Source organism: Endozoicomonas sp. ALC020, from assembly GCF_049275935.1.
Classification (GTDB): Bacteria; Pseudomonadota; Gammaproteobacteria; order Pseudomonadales; family Endozoicomonadaceae; genus Endozoicomonas_A.
In genome coordinates, this window is the sequence record NZ_CP184830.1 from 5,465,662 (window position 1) to 5,488,873 (window position 23,212).

Consider the following 23,212-nt stretch of genomic DNA (forward strand, 5'->3'; position numbering starts at 1 on the left):
GGATAACTATTCTTGGCCATCTGGCGAACCGCTTCAGGATGTAAACAAAAAATATGAACTTGGCTCGTGTTGATCTGAACCTGCTAGTGTATCTGGATGTGCTTCTGCGTGAAAGAAGTGTCACTAAAGCGGCTGAGCAACTGGGCATAACCCAGCCAGCGATGAGTAACGGGTTGAAAAGACTCAGGAGTTTGTTTAATGACCCTCTGCTGGTAAGAACCAGTGAAGGCATGTCTCCAACAGAGAGGGCTCTTGCCCTGAAACCCCAGATTGCAGACGCTTTGAAACTTTTGGAGCAGGCTCTTCTGCCCAGGGATGCCTTTAATCCTGGAGAGAGTTCCAGGGTGTTTCGTGTTATGGCCAGTGATTATTCAGAATCCACTGTCATTCCCATGGTGCTGAAAAAGCTCAGAGCTGAGGCTCCGGGGATTACTCTCGATATTCTCACGCCCAGCGATGTGACCTTTCATGATGTGGAGCATGGTCGTGTTGATATGGCCATTAACCGTTTCAGTCATATGCCGCAATCTTTTCACCAGTCATTGATCTGGGAGGACTCTTTTTCCTGTGTCCTGAGTCGCGACAATCCGGTTATTGGTAATTTCACCCTTGATAGTTATCTTTCCGCGCAGCATATATGGGCAAGTAAGACAGGTATGGGTGTCGGGGTGGGTATTGACCCAAAAGATGTTCAGCAACTCGGATGGGTTGATGAGGCGTTGTCGGCTATTGGTCACAAACGTGACATCAGGGTCCTGACGAGACATTACCAGGTAGCCATGCTGCTCTCATCCCAAAATGACCTTATTGCGACTCTGCCCAGTAAGTTGGCTGAATTGCACCGCCATGAAGATGAGCTGGTGGTTTTGCCGCCGCCGTTTGAGATCCCCCCAATCCAGCTTCGTATGGCATGGAGTCCGTTGTTGCATCACGACGCCGGGCATAACTGGCTACGGCAGGTCATCAAAGCTACTACACAACAAACCAAGCCGGGTGACGACCCTGTTTGATAACAAATGATAATTTATGTGAAATAAGTGGTCTATCTATCTAGAAAGTTGTGTTAACTAGTGTTAATCTCTGATTGCCTTTGAGCGATGGCAGGTAGCTAAGTGCTTTGCCTGTCGAAGTCCTGATAATACCCAAACGAGACCCACCGGAAGGTAAGATAAAATGAACTGGTTAACACAACTGAGCACAGAGCACACGCTTTACCCTGTGGCTGATGAATGTATTGAAAATATATCAGAAAGTTACTACCTGATCATCGCTGAGCAAAAGCAGGAATCACATCCGGACGATTGAGTTTCAGAATCCAGAAAAGCCGCCGTTGTGCGGCTTTTCTGTGCATAAGCTTTGTTAATAATTGCTATTTATTGAAAAAATATCATATATAACTGAGTTGAATTGGTCATCACCTGTCGGTTCAAACAGAATAGTGCCAGACTTGAGCTGTCGGATTTTTTGGTGAAAATCAGGCGGTCCATCTCAACATTGGCATTGTCCCCCACCTTATTTCGGTGAGGGTTCCCTGTTGGTCACCTGACAGGTTTCTGTTACATGGTTCGCTGCTCAGGGTGTAGTCTTGGTTACTGCGTAAAACTCTCCCAGAGGGAGCTTTTATTGGGCTAATCAAGTTTGCTTCCAGGGTCTCAAACCAACTCTGCAGACTTAACATCCCGTGAGCCCCACGGCAGGTCTGACAGAAGCAGAAAAAATAGTTCACAGGCTTGCTCTTCGCAAGCCCCGCTTACATCTCCACCTGGTTCGGTGGTGGTCTTACGCGAATTGAAGATAAAAGCGTGTAGAAGGAAGGCATATGGCTGATCGTATTCAGATCGGAGGTTTGCAGATAGCAGCCCCTATCCACAATCTCTTGGTTGAAGCTATTGAGGGCACTGGAGTGACTCCAGAGGTCTTCTGGTCAGGTTTTGAGGGTGTTCTGGATGAGTGCGTCCTTGAGAACAGGTCTCTGTTGCAGAGGCGGGAGGCTCTGCAAAATCAAATTGATCAGTGGCATAAAGAGCATAAACAGCAGCCTCATGATCCTTCTGCCTATAAACAGTTTCTGTTGGAAATCGGTTACCTGCAATCTGAGGGCGAAGGCTTTAAGATTACGACGGAAAATGTTGATACAGAAATTTCCTCCCAGGCGGGACCTCAGCTGGTTGTACCAGTGATGAATGCCCGTTTTGCCCTTAACGCAGCGAACGCTCGTTGGGGAAGTCTTTATGATGCTTTGTATGGTACTGACGCTATTCCTGAAAGTGATGGTGCTGAGCGTGGTAAGGGCTATAACCCTGTGCGTGGACAGAAAGTCATCGCTTTTGGTAAGGCATTGCTTAATCAGGCGGCGCCTCTGGCTAAAGGAAGTCATTCCAGGGTGGCTGGTTATGCTATCAAGGAAGGAGAATTGGCTCTCTCTTTGGAAGACGGCAGCGTCACGGCGCTGGCCCAACCTGAAAAGTTTGTTGGGTATACAGGCAGTGAAAAAGCGCCTGACAGTGTTCTGATCAAAAATAATGGCCTTCATATTGAGATTCAAATTGACCGTCAATCTCCTATAGGAAAGGCTGATGCGGCCGGAGTGAAGGATCTGGTGGTAGAGGCAGCTCTGACAACTATTATGGACTGTGAAGATTCTGTGGCTGCCGTCGACGCTGAAGATAAAGCGTTGGTTTATCGAAACTGGCTCGGATTAATGAAGGCAGACCTGCAGGACACATTCATTAAAGGTGATAAAACCTTAACCCGTCAGCTGGTTGCTGATCGTAACTATACATCCCCCGCAGGTGAAGCGTTTTCTCTGCATGGCCGGAGTCTGATGTTTGTTCGAAATGTCGGGCATCTGATGACTACTGATGCCATTCTGGATCGTCAGGGAAATGAAATTCCAGAAGGCATTATGGATGGAATGTTTACTTCGCTGATTGCCATGCATGACCTGAAAAAACAGGACGGCATGAGAAACTCCCGTACCGGCAGTGTTTATATTGTTAAGCCAAAAATGCACGGGCCAGAAGAGGTAGACTTTACTAATAAGCTGTTTGGCAAGATTGAAGATGTTCTGGGTCTTGAGAAAAATACCCTGAAGGTTGGCATAATGGACGAAGAGCGTCGTACTTCTGTCAATCTCAAAGCCTGTATCCGGGCGGCCAGAGATCGCGTTGTCTTCATTAATACAGGTTTCCTTGATCGTACTGGAGATGAAATACACACCAGCATCGAAGCTGGTCCGATGATTCCAAAAGGCGAAATGAAACAGTCCGCCTGGATCAATGCTTACGAGGACCAGAATGTTGAGGTAGGACTTGACTGTGGTTTGGCCGGTCGTGCTCAGATTGGTAAAGGTATGTGGGCTATGCCGGATGAGATGGCCAAGATGCTGGCGACTAAAATCGGGCATCCCCAGTCAGGAGCGAATACCGCCTGGGTGCCTTCACCTAATGCCGCGACACTGCACTCTACTCATTATCATTCCGTAAATGTTCTTGAAGTTCAGGAATCTATAGCTGAGCGTCAAAGAGCGAGTCTGGATGATCTTCTGACTATTCCTTTGCTGCACGACAGGGCTTCTCTGACTGAAGATGTGATTCAGCAAGAGCTGGACAACAATGCTCAAGGTATTCTCGGTTATGTTGTTCGATGGGTGGATCAAGGTGTGGGTTGTTCAAAAGTTCCTGACATCCACAATGTTGGCTTGATGGAGGATCGCGCAACGCTGCGTATCTCCAGTCAGCATATGGCCAACTGGATGAGGCATGGTGTCTGTTCTGAGGAGCAGGTGATGGATGCCATGAAGCGTATGGCAAAGGTGGTTGATGAGCAGAATGCCGGGGATCCTGAATACCGACCTATGGCTCCCGATTATGATGCCAGTGTTGCTTTTAAAGCAGCGTGCGAGCTGGTTCTGAAAGGTTGTCAGCAGCCTAATGGATATACCGAACCGGTACTGCATGCAAGAAGGCGTGAATTTAAAGCCACTGCAAAATGAAATAACTGAATGGTAATGAATAAAGCCCTCAATTGAGGGCTTTGTTGTCTTGAAGCGATTTGCTCGCTTCGCTATCGTCAGGTTAGATCGCTCTAGCTTGAGAAGCGGCGTTGCCCACATAATTCGCGGGTGTCAGCTTCTTAAGTTCAGCTTTTACCCCGGCAGGCATGTTCAGGTTGTCAATAAAGGCCTCCAGAGTCGCCTGGGTGATGCCTTCCTGACCACGAGTCAGAGCCTTGAGCTTTTCGTAAGGCTGCTCAATACCGTATCGGCGCATAACTGTCTGGATGGGCTCCGCCAGAACTTCCCAGGCATTATCCAGGTCTTCATTCAGGCGTTCGGCATTGATCTGTAGCTTGCTGATACCTTTCAGAGTCGATGCATAAGCAATCAGGCTGTAACCCAGACCCGCTCCCAGGTTGCGCAGAACGGTTGAGTCTGTCAGGTCGCGCTGCCATCGGGAAACAGGCAATTTCATAGCCAGATGCTGCATAACGGCATTAGCAATACCGAGGTTGCCTTCGGAGTTTTCAAAGTCAATCGGATTAACTTTGTGAGGCATGGTGGAAGAGCCTACTTCGCCGGCCACAGTTTTCTGTTTAAAGTATCCCTGGGAGATATAGCCCCAAATATCACGATCAAAATCGATCAAGACAGTGTTGAAACGGCAAATGGCATCAAATAGTTCAGCGATGTAGTCGTGAGGTTCAATCTGGGTGGTGTAGGGGTTCCATTCCAGACCCAGACTGGTGACAAACTTTTCAGCATGTTGCTGCCAGTCAATTTCAGGGTAAGCGGACAGGTGAGCATTGTAGTTACCAACGGCACCGTTGATTTTGCCTAGTGGAGTAATTCGGTTGATTTGCTGAACCTGACGGCGCAGACGGTAAGCAACGTTTGCCATCTCTTTGCCCAGCGTGGTAGGGGAGGCTGTTTGTCCGTGAGTACGGGACAGCATTGACTGATCGCTGTGCTGATGAGCAAGACTTTCGATTTCCTTGATGATCTGATGCATGGGCGGAAGTACCGCCTGTTCAATGCCAGTCTTCAACATCAGCCCGTGAGACAGGTTGTTAATGTCCTCGGAAGTACAGGCAAAGTGAACAAACTCACTGATAGTAGCCAGCTCACCGTTATCCTGTATTTTTTCCTTGATCAAGTACTCAACGGCCTTGACATCATGGTTCGTGGTGCGCTCAATTTCCTTGACGCGCTGGGCATCCTCAAGGGAAAAGTTGTCGACCAGCCGGTCTAAGAGGACGTTAGCACCCTTGGATAGTTCAGGAACTTCGATGATTTCGGGGTGGCTGGCCAGTGCCTGTAACCATTTAACTTCAACGGTCACTCGAAAGCGGATCAGACCATACTCACTGAAAATGCTTCTCAGGCTTTGGGTCTTGTCCCCATAGCGACCGTCGACGGGGGAAACAGCAGTCAGTGCAGACAGCTCCATGTTTAACATGCCTTATGCTCATAGAAAGGGCGCATCATACCGGAAAAAGGCTTTGGATGCAGGGTGGATGATTTGGTTTAAAGCTGATTCAAGCCGTTCAATAACTTTTTTCGGCTAAGTAATAACTGCCAGCGGCTGCCACCTGTCTGGCGCCAGAGAATGGCAGCCCGTATCCCGGCAAACAAAATGGCGCGTATCTTGTCAGCATTGCCCTGATTCTGAAGATGTTGGAGGTCGCCTGAAACTTGCACTCTTGTCTTAAAGGTGCTGATGGTGTCGAGGTAAATACCGGCAAGGCTGGCAATAACATTTTCATGGAGGATGCCAAAGTGGTCGGCCTGTTCCCTGCAGCGTTGCAGGCGCTGGGAGATCTCATTCAGCATGTCACGATTTCGGGAAAGTTTGCGTTCCAGATGTATCAGGGTCAGGGCATAACGAACGGTGTCGGCCTGGATCGCGTCGGCCTGACGTTGCAGGACATCTTTCAGTATTTTTCTGCCAGTGAGCAGGCTGTCGTAACCATTGAAGACATCCTCAACGCGATCAGGAGAGATGACAAACAGGCTGCCAATCAGTGGTTCGAGTGGCCCTTCACTGATTTGCCCGCTCTTGGCCAGACGTTCTACAAGGCCAGCAGCCTGAAAAATCGCTGAGAGGGCAGCTGCCTGTTCCTTTGCTGTGTATTGCACCTGAGTTTATCTACCTTACTTATGCTTTCTCTTTTCGGAAGGTTGTCTGCTCCCGGTTGTGGAGAGTTGAGCGAACTGATTGATGTCTTATTGAATCTGAGCCTCACTCAGAGAGTGATGTCTGGTTTCAATAACTCCACCGCCCAGACAAATATCATTCTGGTAGAAAACAACAGACTGCCCCGGAGTGGCCGCCCTCTGAGGTTCGTCAAAAACCACAAGATATCTCCCGTCTGGTGTTCGCTCAAGGCGGCAGGCCTGATCCTGTTGTCGATAGCGGATCTTGGCGGTCAGGCTGGCTGGCATTTCCGGCGCTGAGCCGGAGATCCAGAATATTTCAGAAGCGGTCAGGGCTTCAGAGAACAGCAAGGGGTGACTATTGCCCTGAGCAACGATCAGTTGATTGTTCTCAAGATCTTTCTCAACAACATACCAGGGCGATTCTGAAGCGCCTTTCAGTCCACCAATACCAAGACCCTGCCTTTGGCCGATGGTATGGTACATCAAGCCTGAATGCTCGCCAATAACTGTGCCCTGATCGGTCGCAATGTCGCCAGGCTGGGCCGGAAGATACTGCTTCAGGAAATCACGAAAACGGCGCTCACCAATAAAGCAGATACCTGTGCTGTCTTTCTTGTTGTGGGTGATCAAATCGTGTTCTTCTGCTATGCGCCGAACTCCGGGCTTTGCTATTTCACCCACTGGGAACAAAGTTCTGGCCAGTTGTTCGGTTCCGACCTGATGCAGGAAGTAGCTCTGGTCTTTATTGGGGTCAAGACCCTTTTTGAGGCAAGCCCGGTCATTAATGTTGTCTCTGCGGGCGTAGTGGCCCATGGCGATACAGTCAGCTTCCAGTGTCAGGGCATAATCCAGAAAAGCCTTGAACTTGATTTCCTTATTGCAGAGAATGTCGGGGTTGGGGGTGCGTCCGGCCTTGTATTCCTGCAAGAAATGCTCAAAGACATTATCCCAGTATTCAGCAGCAAAATTGGCTTTATGGAGTTTAATACCAATTTTGTCGCAAACGGCCTGAGCATCTTCCAGATCGGTCATGGCAGTGCAGTATTCAGTGCCATCATCTTCCTCCCAGTTTTTCATGAACAAACCTTCTACCTGGTAACCCTGCTGTTTGAGCAGAAGTGCAGATACCGAGGAATCAACACCTCCGGACATACCCACGATTACACGGGTGTCTTGAGGGTTTTCGTCAGAAAAAGTGGCACAAGAGTCTATCATAGTTACTGTATGGCTGAATCGGGAAGCAGGGCATTGTACCTGTCTGGCTAATTCAGTTCTATAGAGTATTTCGATATGCAAACAGAAGATTGTGTAGCAAAACTACATTTATTCCTTACGCACATTGGTATATCTTATAGGCGATAACGTCAAAAGCGTTACGGGGCTGTGCAAATAAAGTGATAAATAGTGGTCGTCAAACTCCACTTAAACCCCTCCGCAGAGGCACCACAGCCAGTTGTTTTTTGGAGATAACATGACAACAGATACAACCAGAATTATTTACACTATTACTGACGAAGCTCCCGCCTTAGCCACCTATTCACTGCTCCCTATTCTCAAGGCTTTTACCCGAGCCGCAGACGTAGCCGTTGAAACCAAGGATATTTCACTGGCTGGTCGAATCATAGCTAATTTCCCTGAGAAGTTGAGTGCAGCACAAAAGCAAAGTGATGCTCTGTCTGAGTTGGGTATGCTAGCTAAGACGCCTCAGGCAAACATCATCAAGTTGCCTAACATCAGTGCTTCTATCCCGCAACTGACAGATGCGATCAAAGAGCTACAAGAACACGGTTATGACATTCCTGATTTTCCTGTAGAACCCGGGAATCCTGAAGAAGAAGTCATCAAGGCTCGTTATGCCAAAGTGCTTGGTAGTGCGGTAAACCCGGTTCTTCGAGAGGGTAACTCTGATCGCCGTGTTGCGGCTCCCGTAAAAGAGTTTGCGAAGAAGCATCCTCACTCTATGGGTGTCTGGACTGCAGATTCCAAATCTCACGTTGCTCATATGCACAGCGGTGACTTCTACTCCAGTGAGCAGTCAGCAGTCATGCCCGAGGCTACGGATGTAAGAATCGAGTTTGTTGGCAGCGATGGATCTGTTTCGGTGCTAAAACCGAGTACGAGCTTGTTGGCCGGTGAAGTTATTGATAGCGCTGTCATGAATGTGAAAGCTTTGAGGGCATTCTACGAAGCTTCTGCTCAGGAAGCTAAAGAGCAGAATGTTCTGCTCTCCCTGCACCTGAAAGCAACAATGATGAAGGTTTCTGACCCGATCATGTTTGGTCATGCTGTCACAGTCTTCTTTGAAGACGTGTTTGAGAAACACGCTTCTCTATTTTCAGATCTGGGCGTCGATCCGGACAATGGTCTGGGTGACGTTTATGCTAAGATTGCCAAACTGCCTGCTGAGCAGAAGGATGAAGTAAAGGCGGATATTCAGGCCGTATACAAGACTCGCCCTGAGCTGGCGATGGTGGACTCCGATAAGGGTATTACCAACCTGCATGTACCGAACGATGTCATTATCGATGCATCTATGCCTGCCGCTTTGCGTTCCTCGGGCCAAATGTGGGGGCCTGACGGAAAGCTGCATGACACCAAAGCCATGATTCCTGATCGTTGCTATGCAGCTGTTTATCAGGAAGTCATCGATTTTTGTAAGGAGAACGGTGCATTCGATGTCACTACTATGGGTAATGTTTCCAACGTAGGCCTGATGGCTCAGAAAGCTGAAGAGTATGGTTCTCATGACAAAACCTTCAAGGCTCCTGCAAACGGCATTATCCGTGTTGTAGAAGAGTCTGGCAGTACTGTGTTTGAGCACAATGTTGAAGAGGGTGACATCTGGAGAATGTGTCAGACCAAGGACGCGCCAATTCGCGATTGGGTCAAGCTGGCCGTTAACCGTGCCCGGGCAACAGGGGCTCTGACTCTTTTCTGGCTGGACGAAAATCGTGCCCACGATGCCAACCTGATTGCCAAGGTCAACGAATACCTGAAGTTCCACAATACCGAGGGTCTGGATATCCGTATTCTTTCTCCGGTGGACGCTTGCCGTCTGAGTATGGAAACGATTCGGGCAGGTAAAGATGCCATTTCCGTGACCGGAAACGTTCTGCGTGATTACCTGACTGACCTGTTCCCGATTCTGGAGCTGGGTACCAGTGCTAAAATGCTCTCTATTGTCCCTCTGCTGGCTGGCGGAGGTCTGTTCGAAACTGGTGCTGGTGGTTCAGCTCCCAAGCACGTTCAACAGTTTGTTAAAGAGAATCATTTACGTTGGGATTCTCTGGGTGAATTTCTGGCTATCGCTGTATCGCTTGAAGATATTGCCGTTAAGACTGGGAATGCCAGGGCCCAGATTCTGGCTGACACATTGAACGCTGCTATTGGCCAATATCTGGATGCTAACAAGTCTCCTTCCCGAAGGGTGAAAGAGCTGGACAACCGTGGTAGTCATTTCTATCTGGCTCAGTTCTGGGCAGAAGCTCTGGCGGCTCAGCAAGTAGACCAGGAACTCAGCAGCAAGTTTTCCGGTCTGGCAAAGGAGCTGGTCGAGAAAGAAGGTCAGATTGTCTCGGAACTGGCAGATTGTCAGGGGGGGGCTGTTGATCTGGGTGGCTATTATGAGCCCACTCCAGCTAAAGCCACTGAAGCTATGCGTCCAAGCACTACCTTTAATGCGGCAATTGATGGCATGATTTAATTTCCGGGCATTTTTACCCATCAAGAATGGCTGCAGGCTTGTTCTGTGGTCATTTTCTTGCTTGTCAGATCAAATGATTATTTTTCTGATTCTTTTGCTATTTTATTTCGGTTGTCAGTCGATGGTATCCATGAAATTAATAGCTTTTGAAGTGACGAGTGATGTAAATTGTTTTTCTTTGCTCTCAGCGTGTTTAGAATGGTATTCAGGGTGTAGTGCTTTTGACGTTTTTCGTCATCGACACCTGGTTACAGGCAGTCCAGAGCCTGGTTAATTCAGCTGTAAATTCACCTGGAAGCGAGTGCAATGCAGCAGATAGCAGTTCATCAATACATGAGTAACTTTGAGTGGCTTCGTCTAAGCTTAGAGAATGAAGGGATAGAGCAGGAAGGCGATCATGATATCGCTCTGGCACCAGCTAAAGCCAGAGTCAAACCGCCCGCTATGTATCAGGTTCTGCTCTTGAATGATGATTTTACACCGATGGATTTTGTGGTTGAGGTCCTGGAGAAGTTTTTCAGCATGAGTAGTGAACAGGCAACACAAATCATGCTGATGGTTCATACGCAAGGCAAGGCTGTATGTGGATTGTTCAGCAAAGATGTTGCTGAAACCAAAGCCCAGCAAGTCAACGAGTACTCCAGAGAATTCCAGCATCCCCTGTTGTGCAAAACAATTAAGGCCGATTAGTGTTCTCAGGGTAATATCATATGCTCAATAAAGACCTCGAACTGACTCTTAACAGTGCTTTCCGTGATGTAAGAAGCAAGCGACATGAATTCATGACCGTGGAACATCTGCTTCTGGCACTGCTTGATAATGAATCCGCTTCCCGAGTACTTCTAGCTTGTGGTGTAGAAACCGAAAAGCTGCGCAGGGAACTGATTGATTTTGTTGATTCAACAACCCCTTTAATACCTGCCAACGATACCGAGCGAGAGACCCAACCCACTCTCGGGTTTCAGAGAGTTCTGCAACGCGCTGTATTTCATGTGCAAAGCTCAGGAAAAAAAGAAGTCACCGGTGCTAATGTTCTGGTTGCAATCTTCAGTGAGCAAGAAAGTCAGGCCGTTTATTTTCTGAAGCAGCAGGACGTTGCCCGCATAGATGTCGTCAACTATATCGCTCACGGAATTTCCAAAATGCCGGGCAATGAGTTGGAAGAGTTGGGTGGAGAGCTTATGGAGGAAAGCACTGACTCTGAGGCAGCCGGTCAAGACCCCCTTAAAAATTATGCCACTAACCTGAACGAACAGGCCCGTATAGGTAAGATTGATCCACTGGTAGGTCGGGCAGAAGAGGTTGAGCGGGTATCCCAGATATTGACGCGACGTCGTAAGAATAATCCTCTGCTGGTGGGTGAGGCCGGTGTTGGGAAAACAGCCGTTGCTGAAGGTCTGGCAAAAAGAATAGTGGACGGAGAAGTACCTGAAGTACTCTCCAAAGCGGTTGTGTATTCTCTGGATCTTGGTTCGTTGCTGGCTGGAACCAAATACCGTGGTGATTTTGAGAAGCGATTCAAAAAGTTGCTCAGCGAACTTAAAAAGCTCGATAACGCCATTCTCTTCATTGATGAGATTCACACTATTATTGGTGCCGGTGCTGCATCCGGTGGTGTTATGGATGCTTCTAATCTTTTAAAGCCACTGCTGACTTCTGGCGATCTTCGTTGCATAGGTTCAACGACCTTTCAAGAGTTTCGTGGTATTTTCGAAAAAGATCGTGCCCTGGCTCGTCGTTTCCAGAAAGTGGATATCAGTGAACCGAGTGTTGACGATACCATTGATATTCTTCGTGGTCTCAAGAGTCGCTTTGAAGAGCATCACACCATTGAATATAAGGATGATGCCCTGAAAGCTGCAGCAGAGTTAGCTAATCGCTATATCAACGATCGTCATATGCCTGACAAAGCGATTGACGTTATTGATGAGGCTGGTGCTTATCAGCGTCTTTTACCAGAGAATGAGCGCAAGAAGATCATTGAGGTGGGCGACGTTGAAAGTATTGTCGCCAAGATTGCCCGGATTCCACCTAAGTCTGTTTCTTCTTCTGATAAAGAGTTACTTTCCAAGCTTGAGAGGAATCTCAAAATGGTGGTCTTCGGCCAGGACGAAGCCATTGTTTCTCTTTCAACTGCGATTAAATTGTCGCGTGCTGGTTTGAAGGCGCCTGACAAGCCGGTGGGTGCTTTCCTGTTCTCTGGGCCAACAGGTGTCGGCAAAACGGAAGTTTGTCGTCAGTTAGCCAAGTCCATGGGGGTTGAGCTGGTCCGTTTTGACATGTCCGAGTACATGGAAGCTCATACAGTTTCCAGGCTGATAGGTGCACCTCCTGGCTATGTCGGTTATGACCAGGGAGGACTTTTGACAGAAGCGATCAACAAGACACCCCATTGTGTCTTGTTGCTGGACGAAATTGAGAAAGGGCATCCGGATGTATTTAACCTGCTTTTGCAGGTGATGGATCACGGCACTCTGACAGACAACAATGGTCGTAAAGCTGACTTTAGAAATGTTATTCTGATCATGACGACCAATGCTGGTGCTGAAAGCATGACGCGTACTTCTATTGGTTTCACTGAGCAGGATCATACGACAGACGGTATGGAAGCCATTAAGAAAACCTTTACACCGGAATTCAGGAACCGTCTTGACTCCATCATTCCCTTTGACTCATTGACCGAGGATACTATCAAGCATGTTGTCGATAAGTTCCTTACAGAGCTTCAGGCGCAGCTGGATGAGAGAATGGTTCAGATTGACGTTGATGATAAGGCACGAGAGTGGCTGGCAGAGAAAGGTTATGATCGGATGATGGGGGCTCGTCCTATGGGGCGTGTTATTCAGGAGCATCTCAAGAAGCCCCTGGCGGAACAGATCCTTTTTGGCAAGCTGTCTGAGAGTGGTGGCTTTGTCCGCGTGACGGTCAAGAAAGGAGGGCTGTTCCTGAAATTCGAACCTGCCAAAAGCCTGACTTCGGATCTTGAAGTTGTGGATGGTGAGCAGGGCTGAAAAAAAGCCAGGAGAGGGACAGGGGCAAGAGGCCCCTGTCAGCGGGAACGGTATGTGATACGGCCTTTGGTCAGGTCATAAGGAGTCAGTTCAACTTTGACTTTATCACCTGTCAGAATGCGGATGTAGTTTTTACGCATTTTGCCTGAAATATGTGCGGTCACAACGTGACCGTTCTCCAGTTCTACACGGAACATAGTATTAGGCAGGGTGTCAATGACAGTGCCTTCCATTTCAAGACTTTCTTCTTTCGCCATATAAAGTTTGACCTCAGGAATAGAGCGTTAGCTGAATAAATCTGGCAGGCATTCTGCCTGAAAACCAGCTTTAAAGCAAAGTGAACCGGCCTTTATCCATATAAAAACATTCTCTGTCATCACTTTCGATCCCCATCAAATCCTGATTGACCAGATAATACGGTGAATTAACTGGGAGTTAATGTCGCTGTAGCTGATTAACCCTGTCTGAATAATCAGTTACAGTATATATCAGGACGACTACCTCAAAGTAACCCAGCGGTTGTTAACATAGACTTCCAGAGGACGGTATTGAATTTTGTAACTCATTTTTTTGCAGTCCTTGATCCAATAGCCCAGGTGAAGGTGCTTGAGCCCCAGTTTTTTGGCTTCCTCTATCTGCCAGAGAATGCAGTAACTGCCCAGACTTCTGGTTTTGCTGACTTCAGGGTCATAAAAGGTATAAATTGCAGAGAGTCCATTTGACAGCTCGTCGGTGACTGCAACAGCCACGAGTTTTTCGTCCAGCCAGAATTTGTAGTAGCAACAGAATTCAGGGCAACCTACCAAAAAGGATTGGAATTGCTCCATTGAGGGAGGGTACATATCGCCATCGCGATGCTGTATGGAGATGTATTTTTTGTAAAGCTGATAGGTTTCTTCATCGTATTCAGCTTCGGATCGGGTGACCAGGATATCCCGATTTTTTTTTAATAGCTTTCTGTGCTTGCGTCTGGGTTCGAAACTCTTGGCAACCACTCTGGCCGGAATGCAAGCGTTGCAGCCCTGACAGTGAGGTCTGTATACGTGTCGACCGCTTCTTCGAAATCCAATGTCGGCCAAATGCCGATAAAGAGCTGGATCCAAGTCTTTGTCGGGATCCATAAATAATGTTATAGCCTGCTTATCCTCCAGGTAGCTGCAGTTGTGTGGCTGGGTTGCGTAAAATTTAAGATCTTTAAGTGCGCTCATCAGCTTCGGCCGTCCATTGCCCTGTCTAATTCCAGTGTGCACTGGTTGCAGGCGTTCGGCAACCGTCTTTCAATGCCTTGAGAAATGCATCCCGGCTTATCATTCTCGCGCCCAGTGACTCCAGGTGGGGGCTGTGTATCTGGCAATCGATCAGATGGAAGTTTCTATTCAGCAACTCTTTGCACAACATAATCATTGCAAGTTTTGAAGTATTGGTTTCGAAACTGAACATGGATTCTCCAAAGAATACTTTGTCAATCGTGACGCCATAAAGCCCGCCCACCAGCTTATCGCCTGACCAGACTTCCACCGAATGAGCCAGACCCTCTTTAAAAAGGGCAGTATAGGCTTCTTTCATTTCTTTGATGATCCATGTGCCATCCTGATTTTTCCGGGGCGACGAGCAGGCAGTCATGACTTCACTGAAGGCTTCATCAAAACTCACTCTATAAGAGTGCTTTTTTAGAAAACGCTTCATGGAGCGGCTTATGTGCAGATACTCTGGATAAAGCACCATTCTTGGGTTAGGAGACCACCAGAGAATGGGTTCGCCTTCGTTGAACCAGGGGAAGATGCCCCTCTTGTATGCGTCAGTCAGTGTTTCAGGGGCAAGGTTGCCACCCATAGCCAATAGGCCATCAGGGTAATCCAGAGCCTCATGAGCAGCAGGAAATTGAGGTCTATCGGGATCTAGTAAAGGAATGGTTTTGCGCATTATCTGGGCAGCCGGGTTAAAAAATAGATCAGGTTTTCGGTTTTACTGTTAGTGAATACGGCAATCTCGGTTTTTGATTAGTGTATTCACTAATGGGCGTTCGTTCTCGCAGGGGCTATTTTCATAGACTCTTTGCCCCCCCATCAACAGGAGATAGCTGTGACCCAGCTTGTTGAATTATCCCCTCAACCTATTTGGCGACACTTTCAGGCACTTTGCAAGATTCCCCGCCCCTCCAGGCATGAAGATGCTGTGCGTGCCTACGTAAAGGAGTTTGGCGAGAATCTTGGTCTGGATACCCTGATAGACGAAGTCGGCAACGTGATCATTCGCAAGCCAGCTACTCCGGGTATGGAAAACCGCCGTGGCGTTGTTCTCCAGAGTCACCTGGACATGGTGCCTCAAAAAAACGCAGATACAGAACATGATTTTACTAAAGATCCTATCAGGGCGTACGTTGATGGCGATTGGGTTACTGCGGAAGGAACCACTCTGGGAGCCGATAATGGTATTGGTGTTGCAGCGGCTATGGCGGTGCTTGAGTCGACGGATATTCCCCATGGTCCTGTTGAAGCTCTGTTTACCATTGATGAAGAGAGTGGGATGACCGGAGCTCACGGTCTTAAGCCTGGTTTGCTGAAGGGTGAGATCATGCTGAACATGGACTCTGAAGATGAAGGAGAGCTCTATGTTGGCTGTGCTGGTGGTGTCGATGTTTGTGTTCGGTTCCCCCATTCACCGGATGAAAAGGTCCATATTCCGGCGGTTGGAAATTTCTGGAACTACCTGATTAAAACACTGGAGGCCATACCAGAAGCCTGATTGACCAATAATGCTGTCAGAATGAGCAAATAAACTGGCAGCATTGCAAAAAATTGTGTAAATTGCGCTTTCCTAGGGGAAGTAAGTGTAATAAACTTGCCTCCGTCTAAAGTCAGTCTGCTTTTGCCAGCCATTGAATGAAGAACAATTGATCTCATTATCAAATATCCCCCATACATGTGTGGATGCCCTGCGCTGGCAAGGGCAGCTTCCTGTTGTCATCACTTCAAACTCTTTTCGGAGGTAGGTAATTAATATGGGTACCCTGAGCGCGGGAGGCCGTTTCTTTAAAAATGAAGAACTGGACGTTATTGAGCAACAGCGCCTGCAAGCTCTCCTTGATATCACTGATCAGCACGATAAAGAAGTGACTCAGCTGAAGTCACGGCTTGATGCGGCTGAGCAGAAGGCTGAAAAGCTGAACAAGCAGGTCAAGAGCGCTGATAACGAGCTGAAAACGCTGCGAGCCAGCAATCCTGATCGTATGAAGAAACAGATCAAACGTCTGCAGGAGCAGAACCGGACTCTGACGACAGAGAACGGGACACTGAAAACCAAGCAGAAGCAGCTCACTCAGCAGCTCAATGCCAGTAAGCAGGAGCTGGAGCAACTTCAGGCTGAAAAGGTTGATCAGGAAGAAAGCGAAGAGAGCTTGTAAAAGGCTCTTGTAGTGTGCAGCAGGCTGTGCAGCGTATGGATATGAGGCTCAAGCCATCAGGCAGTTATGTCTTGAAAAGATATATACTGTATAGCCCTTGCTGATTAGCACGTTTATTCATCCAGTTGCCATTTCCTGGTAAAGGAGGTTCGATCAAAGCCCAAAATTCATTTATCCTTTCGTGGGGTCTGTATAAACTCTGTCTGTACCATCAGAGTGCTTTCTTGCCGTGCCTGTCAGGTAGGGTAATAAGCCACCAGGAGGATAATATATGAGTAACTGGTCGTTGTGTCAGTATGAAGGCGTTGATCACCTTGAGAAGTCCTATACCTTCAAAAAGTATTCGAAGTCTCTATGTTTTCTTAATGCGGTGGCGGGACTGGCGGAGTCCTACGTACATCACCCAAGAATGATTATTGAATGGGGCAAGGTAACGGTTGCCTGGGGGACTCATGAGTCTGAACAAGGGTCAGGAGTCATGGCCAGAGATCGTCATCTCACTCAGGAAACGGATCGATTGTTCGAGCTATTGCAGGTCAAACAGGTGTCGGACGATATCCAGCTATGATTATCTCTGCGTTGGCTGATTGAACCAGAACATGGGTGTGTTTTATAACCGTCAGAGAAAATTTTTATCTAAGGCATACCTGGTAGCGATCAAGCAAGAATAAAAACTTGCCAGGGTGGTGATCGAATTTGCAACAGAATGTTGGTCTGCTTCAATACAATCAAACAACAACGAAGCCGTCAGTTGTCATGAAACACCCTCAGGGTTAATGTAGGGCTACAGAGTAGTTATTTGATGACTATCAGCCATGAAAGTCCTTGAGGGTATTCTAAAAAACAATGAATGAGGATTTCATTAATACCTATCTAAATGAACTTCAACAGGAAGAGGTCGGTCGGTGTTGTAAATGCAAAAGGATTTCTCTGCGCTTTGCCAAGGTCGTTGCTCAACGGAGTCACGCTGATAAGGCTCATAAGAACAAGTAGAACTTTGGCGGGCTGCGATAGACGATTTTACTATTTTTGTGTTCGCCTGCAGTCAAGGGATCGTTTTTTTAGACACTCTTTCCATCCTCGCTCACCCGTGCCTGGCATACTGAAATAATGAGCCTTTCGTACTTACCAACTTGCAAGATAATCCCAAATACTTCTTACGCAGTTCCGAGATTTTTTTTGATTGCTTTATAGTAATCCCACTGTTTAATGCATTAATTTATAGAAAAATATAACATCCCGGGCTTCAAAACTGAGCACTGCCTGCCATTGTTCAGCAAGGTGCTGAAAGGTTTCTATTGAGTAAAAACAGACATGGGTAGGATCATTCTTGTAATGCCATCTGCAAAAGGCTTCCTGATCTATCACCATTTTGGTCATGAATGCCAGTGTCCCGCCGGGTCTGATCATACTCCAGAGTTTCGGCAACCATACATCCGGTTGATGAATGTGTTCTATGACTTCAGTGACTGTGATAAAATCGTACGTTTTTTCCAGAGCGCTTTGATCCGAATGGAAAAAGGGGTCATACAGAGCCATAGGCCAACCAGCTTCAGCCATCATCAAAGAAAGTGTGGGGCCAGGCCCGCAGCCAAAGTCCAGTCCCTGTGCATCCAAAGATATCCTGCCTTTCAACGGCTCTGTCACCCTTGAAAGAAATTTTCGATATCCCGGCTCAAAGGCATTGTTTGTATGAAGCTCATATTCTGAGCGTTCCAGCTCAGGCGTTGGCCAGCTTTTTTTATCAGCAAAAACCAGTGAGCAATCAGAACATCTGAAATAATCTCTTCTTTTATCGCTGGCAAAGTCTCTGGATAAGGCACTGCACAGGGGACATTGACTGTTTTCAGTGGTTGAAAGTGACATTATTAATCACTTTCATGACGGTATTCAGCGAATTTGGATATAGGCACCCAGCCCGTCTGTTTCTGTTGGTTTTCTACCCAGGCCCAAGCGTTAATCTCACGCATGATTCTCAAATTTTCACCCGCTTTCACACTGAGTTTCCTGGCGCTAAAGTCCTCTAATGCAATCCCGTGTTTCTGGTTCAAACGTCTTATCAGAGGCAGGGGAGTCCAGCCTTCTTTGCCCGATCCAGTTGTGACCCAGATCCATCCGGGAAACTCATCATCACTTTTACCTAATATCAGACTGTCACCTTCACTGAAAGTCACTGGGTCCGGGTAGCAGGCCTGATAATCTTCTATAACCTTGACTGTTTTCATAACTCAGCTTTTAGTAGACAACTCTTTCATACCCTCTTCCAGACCCTTCACCGTCAGAGGGAACATTCTGCCCTCCAGCTGTTCATGGATGATCTTTGTAGAATGGGTGAAAAACCAGCTGTCTTTATTGATGGGGTTCAACCAGATAGCATTATCAAAATGATCCAGAACACGCTGCATCCAGGTGTGCCCCGGTTCTTCATTCCAGTGTTCAACGCTTCCGCCCGGTGAGGTGATTTCATAAGGTGACATCTGGGCATCTCCAACAAAAATCACTTTGTAGTCTTTACCAAAGCGATGAACGATGTCCCAGGTTTCGGTTTTTTCACTTTGTCGTCGGACGTTGTTTTTCCAGACCCATTCATAGAGATAGTTATGGAAGTAGAAAAACTCCATATGCTTGAATTCAGAGCGTGCACAGGAAAAGAGTGCTTCACAGTCTTTGACGTGAGCATCCATGGAGCCACCGATATCCATAAAAAGCAGTACTTTCGCTGAATTACGCCTTTGCGGAACCATTTTTATGTCCAGCAACCCTTTATTGGCTGTGGATCGAATGGTGTCATCGAGATCCAGCTGATCCGGAACCCCCTGTCGTGCGAATTTTCTGAGTCTGCGCAGGGCCATTTTCATATTGCGACTGCCCAGTCTTTCATTGTCATCCAGGTTCTGGAATTCCCGTTTATCCCAGACTTTGGTGGCGCTCCGGTTTCTGCTCTCGTGTTGGCCAATACGAACCCCCATTGGATTGTTACCATAGGCACCAAAAGGGGATGTGCCGCCAGTGCCAAGCCATTTATTCCCCCCGGCATGACGTTCTTTTTGCTCCTGCAGACGCTGCTTCAGTGTCTCCATCAATTCTTCAAGGCTGCCGAGTGCCTTGAGCTTTTCCCGCTCTTCTTCGCTGAGCTGATTGATGAATTCTTTTCTGAGCCAATCTTCCGGTATAGTGGCTTCAAGCAGATCTTCAACGCTCTCAATGCCGTCAAAAAAAGCTTTGCAGGCTTTATCGAAGCGGTCGTAGTGACGTTCATCCTTGACCAGTATGGCTCTGGATAGTTGATAAAATGCTTCGTTATCCGCGAAGACTACATGAGCCTGCATAGCCCTGAGCAAGTCAAGGTACTCCCGGGTACTGGCCGGGACACCAAAGGCGCGAACCGTATCGAAAAAGTTAGTCAGCATCGGTTCACCTTATCGACGAGTCATGAAGGCGAGCCGTTCCAGTAAATGAATATCCTGTTCGTTTTTAACCAGGGCTCCGTAGAGTGGCGGTATAGCACTGCGAGCATCGCTGTTTCTTAGCACATCGACTGGTATGTCGTCAGAGTTCAATGGCTTGAGCCAGTCTATCAGCTCAGAGGTAGAAGGCTTTTTCTTCAGGCCGGGGATATCCCTTAATTCAAAGAACATCTGCAAAGCTTCGGAAACCAGCCCCTGCTTCAGGGTGGGAAAGTGAACATCGACAATCTGCTTCATGGTCGCCGGATCAGGGAAACGGATGTAGTGGAAGAAACAGCGTCTGAGAAAGGCATCGGGCAGTTCTTTTTCATTGTTACTGGTGATGATCACGATGGGCCGCTGTCGGGCCTTAACCATTTTCCGAGTCTCGTAAACAAAGAATTCCATCTTATCCAGTTCCTGAAGCAAATCGTTGGGGAACTCGATATCAGCCTTGTCGATTTCATCAATCAGCAGAACCACCTGTTCATCGGCTTCAAAGGCTTCCCACAATTTACCTTTGACGATGTAATTGCCGATATCGTGTACTTTTTCATCGCCCAGCTGAGAGTCGCGCAATCTTGAAACAGCATCGTACTCATACAATCCCTGTTGGGCCTTGGTGGTGGATTTGATGTTCCACTGCAAAAGTCGTTTGCCCAGGGATTCTGCTACTTCTTCTGCAAGCATGGTTTTTCCGGTTCCGGGTTCGCCCTTGATCAGAAGAGGGCGTTGCAAGGCAATGGCCGCGTTCACAGCAGTTTTCAGTTCGCTGGTTGCAATATAATTGTCGGTAGAATCGAATTTCATGATCACAATCGGATTTGTTGGCGTTAGAGTTCTGTCAGCACTCTAACGAGGTTTGTAGCTGCTGTGAATACTTATTTGATATTTTGTCCGATCAACGATGACTATCTTTCCATGATCTCTGTGACTTTTACAGAGGCTACGACAGATTTAGGACATTGTTGATTTTTTCTGTCAGACTGTCCGCTGAATTGATTCTACTTTTCAGGCTAAGGAGTGACTAAATGGGTTTTGAGATTACAGCCATTGCATTGGTAGTCCTGATCGCTGTGCTGATAGGTACTGGTGTCAGAATGGTTCCACAGGGCTTTCATTTCACCGTAGAACGTTTTGGTAAGTACACCCGAACACTGTCTCCCGGCCTGCATGTCATAGTGCCTGTTGTTGACAGGATTGGTAAAAAAATCAATATGATGGAGCAGGTTCTTGATATACCTTCACAAGAAATTATCTCCTCCGATAATGCCCAAGTAACGACAGATGCCGTTTGTTTTTACCAGGTTCAGGATGCTGTTCGTGCGTCCTATGAAGTCAATGAACTCTATCGGGCTATGCAGAATCTGGTGATGACAAACATTCGTGCGGTTCTCGGTTCCATGGAGCTGGATGAGATGTTGTCCAACCGTGACCGTATTAACAACATGCTGCTCCTCAAAGTGGATGAAGCTACCAGTCCATGGGGAGTGAAAGTGACTCGCATCGAGATTCGGGACATAGCTCCTCCTAATGATCTGGTGGAGTCCATGGCCCGTCAAATGAAAGCGGAGCGGGAGAAAAGGGCTCAGATACTTGAAGCAGAGGGTAGCCGGGAAGCGGCTATCAAAGTAGCAGAAGGTGAAAAACAGGCTCAAATTCTACAGGCAGAGGGTGAGCTGGAAGCAGCCAAGAGAGAAGCTGAGGCCAGGGAAAGGCTGGCAGAAGCAGAAGCGCGGGCGACTGAAGTCGTTTCCCAGGCTATTGCTAATGGAGATGCCCGGGCTATCAATTATTTTGTTGCGCAAAAATACGTGGATGCCTTGCAATCTGTTGCGGCGGCGGAAAACAGCAAGACCATCATGATGCCACTGGAAGCAGGCAATGTGATTGGCTCGCTGGCGGGTATTAAAGAACTCTTCGATGGCTTGAAGAAAACACCCTGACAGGATCTGGTATATCAATGGACTTTCTCAATACTTTGCAACCCTGGCATTGGTTGATTGTTGCGTTCCTGTGCCTGGGTCTGGAAGCTCTTGGGGCAGGAGGCTTCCTTCTTGGCAGTGCTGCAGCGGCTCTCCTACTGGCAGCGTTGGTCTGGCTGCTGCCTGAAACCAGTTGGGCCTGGCAACTGGTGTGGTTTGCATTGAGCAGCCTGATCTTTACGGTGGCTTACTGGAAATTTTTCCGTCGGGTGAATGAAAAAAGTGATTACCCTCAGTTAAATCAGCGTTCTGCTCAATTGATCGGCCGGGTGCTGGTTCTGGAAAATGACCTGCCCGGTGGGCAGGGAAAGATCAGGGTTGGTGATACCCTCTGGTCCGTCAAAGCGCCCGGAGACCTTGAGAAAGGCTGCTCAGTCATCGTCACTGGTGCAGATGGGATGATACTTCTGATTGACAGACATAACTGACCATGGAGAACAAACTGTGGGGCCGATAAAAACAAGCCTGCACTTTATCACTCAGAATCTGATGAAGTTGAGTTGGCTGGCACTGCTTGTTGTTTTGCTGCTGTTGTTTTTTGGCAGCTGGTTGTTAATGTGGCTGTCCGGAGAACAGGAACTGACTTCTCCGGAGATCTGGTTTTATTATTTTGTGGCCACGGCAACCACGGTGGGTTATGGCGATTTCACCCCAGAAACAGCGGGCGGAAAAATGACTGCTTCACTTTTGGTAATGCCGGGCGGTTTGGTGATTTTTGCCGGCTTTCTCGGCAAACTGTCTTCATTTTTTGTCGAGTTATGGAGAAAAGGCATGAAGGGGAAAGGCGATTATTCAGCATTGGCCGGGCATATAGTGATTTTGGGCTGGCATCCTGAAAGGACAGCCAGAATGATAGAACTGATTTTCGGTGATATCCGCAGAGAAGATCGTAAGGTAGTGCTCTGTGCCACAGAAGAGATGGACAACCCTTTTCCTGATCAGGTTTTGTTTATTCAGGGCAAGAGTCTGAGTGATTATGAACTGCTTAGCAGGGCCGGAGTGACTTCTGCCGACCGGGTCATCATTTACCGCTCCAACGATGACAAAACACTGACCAGTTGCCTGACCGTAACAGCAATGACGAAAACCGCTCATATTGTGGCCTGGTTTGAGCATGAACATATGGTCAAACTGCTCAAGTCCCATTGTCCGCAAGTGGAGTGTCATACCAGTATTTCCATGGAGATGCTGGTGCGATCGGCTCAGGACCCTGGTTCTTCTCGAATCCAGGGGCAGCTTCTGTCAACGTTGATTGGCCCCACACAATACAGCGTTAAAGTCCCTGAAGATTTTGAGGGAGTAAGGTTCAATCGATTGCTGGAATTTATGAAAAAACAGCATGAAGCTATTGTTCTGGGAGTCGCTGAGACGGCCACCGGTGATGATCTGGTTCTCAACCCCAATGGTGATCAGCGAGTAAAAGCAGGTCAACTGGTTTACTACATGTCGGCACAGAGAATTCGCTCCGGAGAAATTCGCTGGAGCGATATTAAGGAGTAATAAGGCA

At 47.7% G+C, this 23,212-nt stretch carries 22 protein-coding genes; 12 read left to right on the plus strand and 10 right to left on the minus strand.

Features of this window, described 5'->3' with window-relative positions; genetic code table 11:
* Nucleotides 1–53 precede the first annotated feature (53 nt).
* The 3 genes from ACOJUO_RS19975 (at nucleotide 54) to ACOJUO_RS19985 (ending at nucleotide 3,994) form a co-directional block, all read left to right on the plus strand.
* Nucleotides 54–1,010, plus strand: coding sequence for a LysR family transcriptional regulator (locus tag ACOJUO_RS19975; RefSeq protein ID WP_422133683.1), 957 nt, complete (start codon nucleotides 54–56; stop codon nucleotides 1,008–1,010).
* 163 nt (nucleotides 1,011–1,173) lie between these two features.
* A complete protein-coding gene (locus ACOJUO_RS19980; RefSeq protein ID WP_422137921.1) occupies nucleotides 1,174–1,305 on the plus strand; it encodes a hypothetical protein in 132 nt (43 codons plus the stop codon).
* Between the two features lie 514 nt (nucleotides 1,306–1,819).
* Nucleotides 1,820–3,994, plus strand: a complete 2,175-nt coding sequence (locus tag ACOJUO_RS19985; protein ID WP_422137922.1) for a malate synthase G — start codon at nucleotides 1,820–1,822, stop codon at nucleotides 3,992–3,994.
* Nucleotides 3,995–4,076: 82 nt separating this feature from the next.
* Here the strand turns inward: ACOJUO_RS19985 and purB are convergent, their stop codons facing one another.
* From purB to mnmA, 3 genes are all read right to left on the minus strand, one after another.
* Entirely contained in the window at nucleotides 4,077–5,447 is a 1,371-nt protein-coding gene (purB, locus tag ACOJUO_RS19990) for an adenylosuccinate lyase (RefSeq protein ID WP_422137106.1), read from the minus strand.
* 77 nt (nucleotides 5,448–5,524) lie between these two features.
* Nucleotides 5,525–6,136, minus strand: a complete 612-nt coding sequence (gene hflD, locus ACOJUO_RS19995; protein ID WP_422133686.1) for a high frequency lysogenization protein HflD — start codon at nucleotides 6,134–6,136, stop codon at nucleotides 5,525–5,527.
* Between the two features lie 87 nt (nucleotides 6,137–6,223).
* On the minus strand, nucleotides 6,224–7,372 hold the full coding sequence (gene mnmA / locus ACOJUO_RS20000; RefSeq protein WP_422133687.1) for a tRNA 2-thiouridine(34) synthase MnmA: 1,149 nt from the start codon (nucleotides 7,370–7,372) through the stop codon (nucleotides 6,224–6,226).
* A gap of 256 nt (nucleotides 7,373–7,628) precedes the next feature.
* On the opposite strand from mnmA, the gene ACOJUO_RS20005 reads away from it, so the two are divergent.
* From ACOJUO_RS20005 to clpA, 3 genes are all read left to right on the plus strand, one after another.
* Nucleotides 7,629–9,860: an NADP-dependent isocitrate dehydrogenase gene (locus tag ACOJUO_RS20005; RefSeq protein ID WP_422133688.1), complete on the plus strand. Its 2,232-nt coding sequence runs from the start codon at nucleotides 7,629–7,631 to the stop codon at nucleotides 9,858–9,860.
* 306 nt (nucleotides 9,861–10,166) lie between these two features.
* Nucleotides 10,167–10,550: an ATP-dependent Clp protease adapter ClpS gene (clpS, locus tag ACOJUO_RS20010; protein WP_422133689.1), complete on the plus strand. Its 384-nt coding sequence runs from the start codon at nucleotides 10,167–10,169 to the stop codon at nucleotides 10,548–10,550.
* Nucleotides 10,551–10,570: 20 nt separating this feature from the next.
* Nucleotides 10,571–12,871, plus strand: a complete 2,301-nt coding sequence (gene clpA, locus ACOJUO_RS20015) for an ATP-dependent Clp protease ATP-binding subunit ClpA (RefSeq protein WP_422133690.1) — start codon at nucleotides 10,571–10,573, stop codon at nucleotides 12,869–12,871.
* A 38-nt stretch (nucleotides 12,872–12,909) separates the two neighbouring features.
* Here the strand turns inward: clpA and infA are convergent, their stop codons facing one another.
* The 3 genes from infA to aat form a co-directional block, all read right to left on the minus strand.
* Complete coding sequence (infA, locus tag ACOJUO_RS20020) at nucleotides 12,910–13,128, minus strand: translation initiation factor IF-1 (protein WP_252180026.1); 219 nt, start codon at nucleotides 13,126–13,128, stop codon at nucleotides 12,910–12,912.
* A gap of 240 nt (nucleotides 13,129–13,368) precedes the next feature.
* Complete coding sequence (locus tag ACOJUO_RS20025; protein WP_422133691.1) at nucleotides 13,369–14,079, minus strand: arginyltransferase; 711 nt, start codon at nucleotides 14,077–14,079, stop codon at nucleotides 13,369–13,371.
* Between the two features lie 25 nt (nucleotides 14,080–14,104).
* Nucleotides 14,105–14,794: a leucyl/phenylalanyl-tRNA--protein transferase gene (aat, locus tag ACOJUO_RS20030; RefSeq protein WP_422133692.1), complete on the minus strand. Its 690-nt coding sequence runs from the start codon at nucleotides 14,792–14,794 to the stop codon at nucleotides 14,105–14,107.
* A 159-nt stretch (nucleotides 14,795–14,953) separates the two neighbouring features.
* Between aat and ACOJUO_RS20035 the strand changes: the two genes are divergently transcribed.
* The 3 genes from ACOJUO_RS20035 to ACOJUO_RS20045 all read left to right on the plus strand — a co-directional run bounded on the left by ACOJUO_RS20035 (nucleotide 14,954) and on the right by ACOJUO_RS20045 (nucleotide 16,842).
* Entirely contained in the window at nucleotides 14,954–15,616 is a 663-nt protein-coding gene (locus ACOJUO_RS20035) for a M20/M25/M40 family metallo-hydrolase (RefSeq protein ID WP_422137923.1), read from the plus strand.
* A gap of 256 nt (nucleotides 15,617–15,872) precedes the next feature.
* Nucleotides 15,873–16,274: a hypothetical protein gene (locus tag ACOJUO_RS20040; RefSeq protein WP_422133694.1), complete on the plus strand. Its 402-nt coding sequence runs from the start codon at nucleotides 15,873–15,875 to the stop codon at nucleotides 16,272–16,274.
* A 271-nt stretch (nucleotides 16,275–16,545) separates the two neighbouring features.
* On the plus strand, nucleotides 16,546–16,842 hold the full coding sequence (locus ACOJUO_RS20045) for a 4a-hydroxytetrahydrobiopterin dehydratase (protein ID WP_422133695.1): 297 nt from the start codon (nucleotides 16,546–16,548) through the stop codon (nucleotides 16,840–16,842).
* A 638-nt stretch (nucleotides 16,843–17,480) separates the two neighbouring features.
* Here the strand turns inward: ACOJUO_RS20045 and ACOJUO_RS20050 are convergent.
* Genes ACOJUO_RS20050 through ACOJUO_RS20065 form a run of 4 tightly spaced genes read right to left on the minus strand, consistent with a single transcriptional unit; the run spans nucleotide 17,481 to nucleotide 20,530 of the window.
* Nucleotides 17,481–18,140, minus strand: coding sequence for a class I SAM-dependent methyltransferase (locus ACOJUO_RS20050; protein ID WP_422133696.1), 660 nt, complete (start codon nucleotides 18,138–18,140; stop codon nucleotides 17,481–17,483).
* A 2-nt stretch (nucleotides 18,141–18,142) separates the two neighbouring features.
* Nucleotides 18,143–18,499 (minus strand): SH3 domain-containing protein, encoded by a 357-nt coding sequence (locus ACOJUO_RS20055; RefSeq protein WP_422133697.1) that lies wholly within the window; start codon nucleotides 18,497–18,499, stop codon nucleotides 18,143–18,145.
* A gap of 3 nt (nucleotides 18,500–18,502) precedes the next feature.
* Nucleotides 18,503–19,684 carry a vWA domain-containing protein gene (locus ACOJUO_RS20060; RefSeq protein ID WP_422133698.1) on the minus strand — a complete coding sequence of 394 codons (1,182 nt, stop codon included), beginning with the start codon at nucleotides 19,682–19,684 and terminating at the stop codon, nucleotides 18,503–18,505.
* A 9-nt stretch (nucleotides 19,685–19,693) separates the two neighbouring features.
* The gene (locus ACOJUO_RS20065) at nucleotides 19,694–20,530 is read right to left on the minus strand and encodes an AAA family ATPase (protein ID WP_422137924.1); all 837 of its coding nucleotides are present in this window, start codon (nucleotides 20,528–20,530) and stop codon (nucleotides 19,694–19,696) included.
* Nucleotides 20,531–20,751: 221 nt separating this feature from the next.
* Between ACOJUO_RS20065 and ACOJUO_RS20070 the strand changes: the two genes are divergently transcribed.
* Genes ACOJUO_RS20070 through ACOJUO_RS20080 form a run of 3 tightly spaced genes read left to right on the plus strand, consistent with a single transcriptional unit; the run spans nucleotide 20,752 to nucleotide 23,205 of the window.
* Nucleotides 20,752–21,666: an SPFH domain-containing protein gene (locus tag ACOJUO_RS20070; protein WP_422137925.1), complete on the plus strand. Its 915-nt coding sequence runs from the start codon at nucleotides 20,752–20,754 to the stop codon at nucleotides 21,664–21,666.
* Between the two features lie 17 nt (nucleotides 21,667–21,683).
* On the plus strand, nucleotides 21,684–22,133 hold the full coding sequence (locus ACOJUO_RS20075) for an NfeD family protein (RefSeq protein ID WP_422137926.1): 450 nt from the start codon (nucleotides 21,684–21,686) through the stop codon (nucleotides 22,131–22,133).
* Nucleotides 22,117–23,205 (plus strand): potassium channel family protein, encoded by a 1,089-nt coding sequence (locus ACOJUO_RS20080; protein WP_422137927.1) that lies wholly within the window; start codon nucleotides 22,117–22,119, stop codon nucleotides 23,203–23,205. Before ACOJUO_RS20075 ends, ACOJUO_RS20080 begins: the two co-directional genes overlap by 17 nt.
* Nucleotides 23,206–23,212 lie beyond the last annotated feature (7 nt).

Bases quoted from the DNA above. Each gene is read 5' to 3' on its own strand.
- ACOJUO_RS19975 (WP_422133683.1), top strand. From the start codon at position 54: ATGAACTTGGCTCGTGTTGATCTGAACCTGCTAGTGTATCTGGATGTG.
- ACOJUO_RS19980 (WP_422137921.1), top strand. From the start codon at position 1,174: ATGAACTGGTTAACACAACTGAGCACAGAGCACACGCTTTACCCTGTG.
- ACOJUO_RS19985 (WP_422137922.1), top strand. From the start codon at position 1,820: ATGGCTGATCGTATTCAGATCGGAGGTTTGCAGATAGCAGCCCCTATC.
- purB (WP_422137106.1), bottom strand. From the start codon at position 5,447: ATGGAGCTGTCTGCACTGACTGCTGTTTCCCCCGTCGACGGTCGCTAT.
- mnmA (WP_422133687.1), bottom strand. From the start codon at position 7,372: ATGATAGACTCTTGTGCCACTTTTTCTGACGAAAACCCTCAAGACACC.
- ACOJUO_RS20005 (WP_422133688.1), top strand. From the start codon at position 7,629: ATGACAACAGATACAACCAGAATTATTTACACTATTACTGACGAAGCT.
- clpS (WP_422133689.1), top strand. From the start codon at position 10,167: ATGCAGCAGATAGCAGTTCATCAATACATGAGTAACTTTGAGTGGCTT.
- clpA (WP_422133690.1), top strand. From the start codon at position 10,571: ATGCTCAATAAAGACCTCGAACTGACTCTTAACAGTGCTTTCCGTGAT.
- infA (WP_252180026.1), bottom strand. From the start codon at position 13,128: ATGGCGAAAGAAGAAAGTCTTGAAATGGAAGGCACTGTCATTGACACC.
- ACOJUO_RS20025 (WP_422133691.1), bottom strand. From the start codon at position 14,079: ATGAGCGCACTTAAAGATCTTAAATTTTACGCAACCCAGCCACACAAC.
- aat (WP_422133692.1), bottom strand. From the start codon at position 14,794: ATGCGCAAAACCATTCCTTTACTAGATCCCGATAGACCTCAATTTCCT.
- ACOJUO_RS20040 (WP_422133694.1), top strand. From the start codon at position 15,873: ATGGGTACCCTGAGCGCGGGAGGCCGTTTCTTTAAAAATGAAGAACTG.
- ACOJUO_RS20045 (WP_422133695.1), top strand. From the start codon at position 16,546: ATGAGTAACTGGTCGTTGTGTCAGTATGAAGGCGTTGATCACCTTGAG.
- ACOJUO_RS20050 (WP_422133696.1), bottom strand. From the start codon at position 18,140: ATGTCACTTTCAACCACTGAAAACAGTCAATGTCCCCTGTGCAGTGCC.
- ACOJUO_RS20055 (WP_422133697.1), bottom strand. From the start codon at position 18,499: ATGAAAACAGTCAAGGTTATAGAAGATTATCAGGCCTGCTACCCGGAC.
- ACOJUO_RS20060 (WP_422133698.1), bottom strand. From the start codon at position 19,684: ATGCTGACTAACTTTTTCGATACGGTTCGCGCCTTTGGTGTCCCGGCC.
- ACOJUO_RS20065 (WP_422137924.1), bottom strand. From the start codon at position 20,530: ATGAAATTCGATTCTACCGACAATTATATTGCAACCAGCGAACTGAAA.
- ACOJUO_RS20070 (WP_422137925.1), top strand. From the start codon at position 20,752: ATGGGTTTTGAGATTACAGCCATTGCATTGGTAGTCCTGATCGCTGTG.
- ACOJUO_RS20075 (WP_422137926.1), top strand. From the start codon at position 21,684: ATGGACTTTCTCAATACTTTGCAACCCTGGCATTGGTTGATTGTTGCG.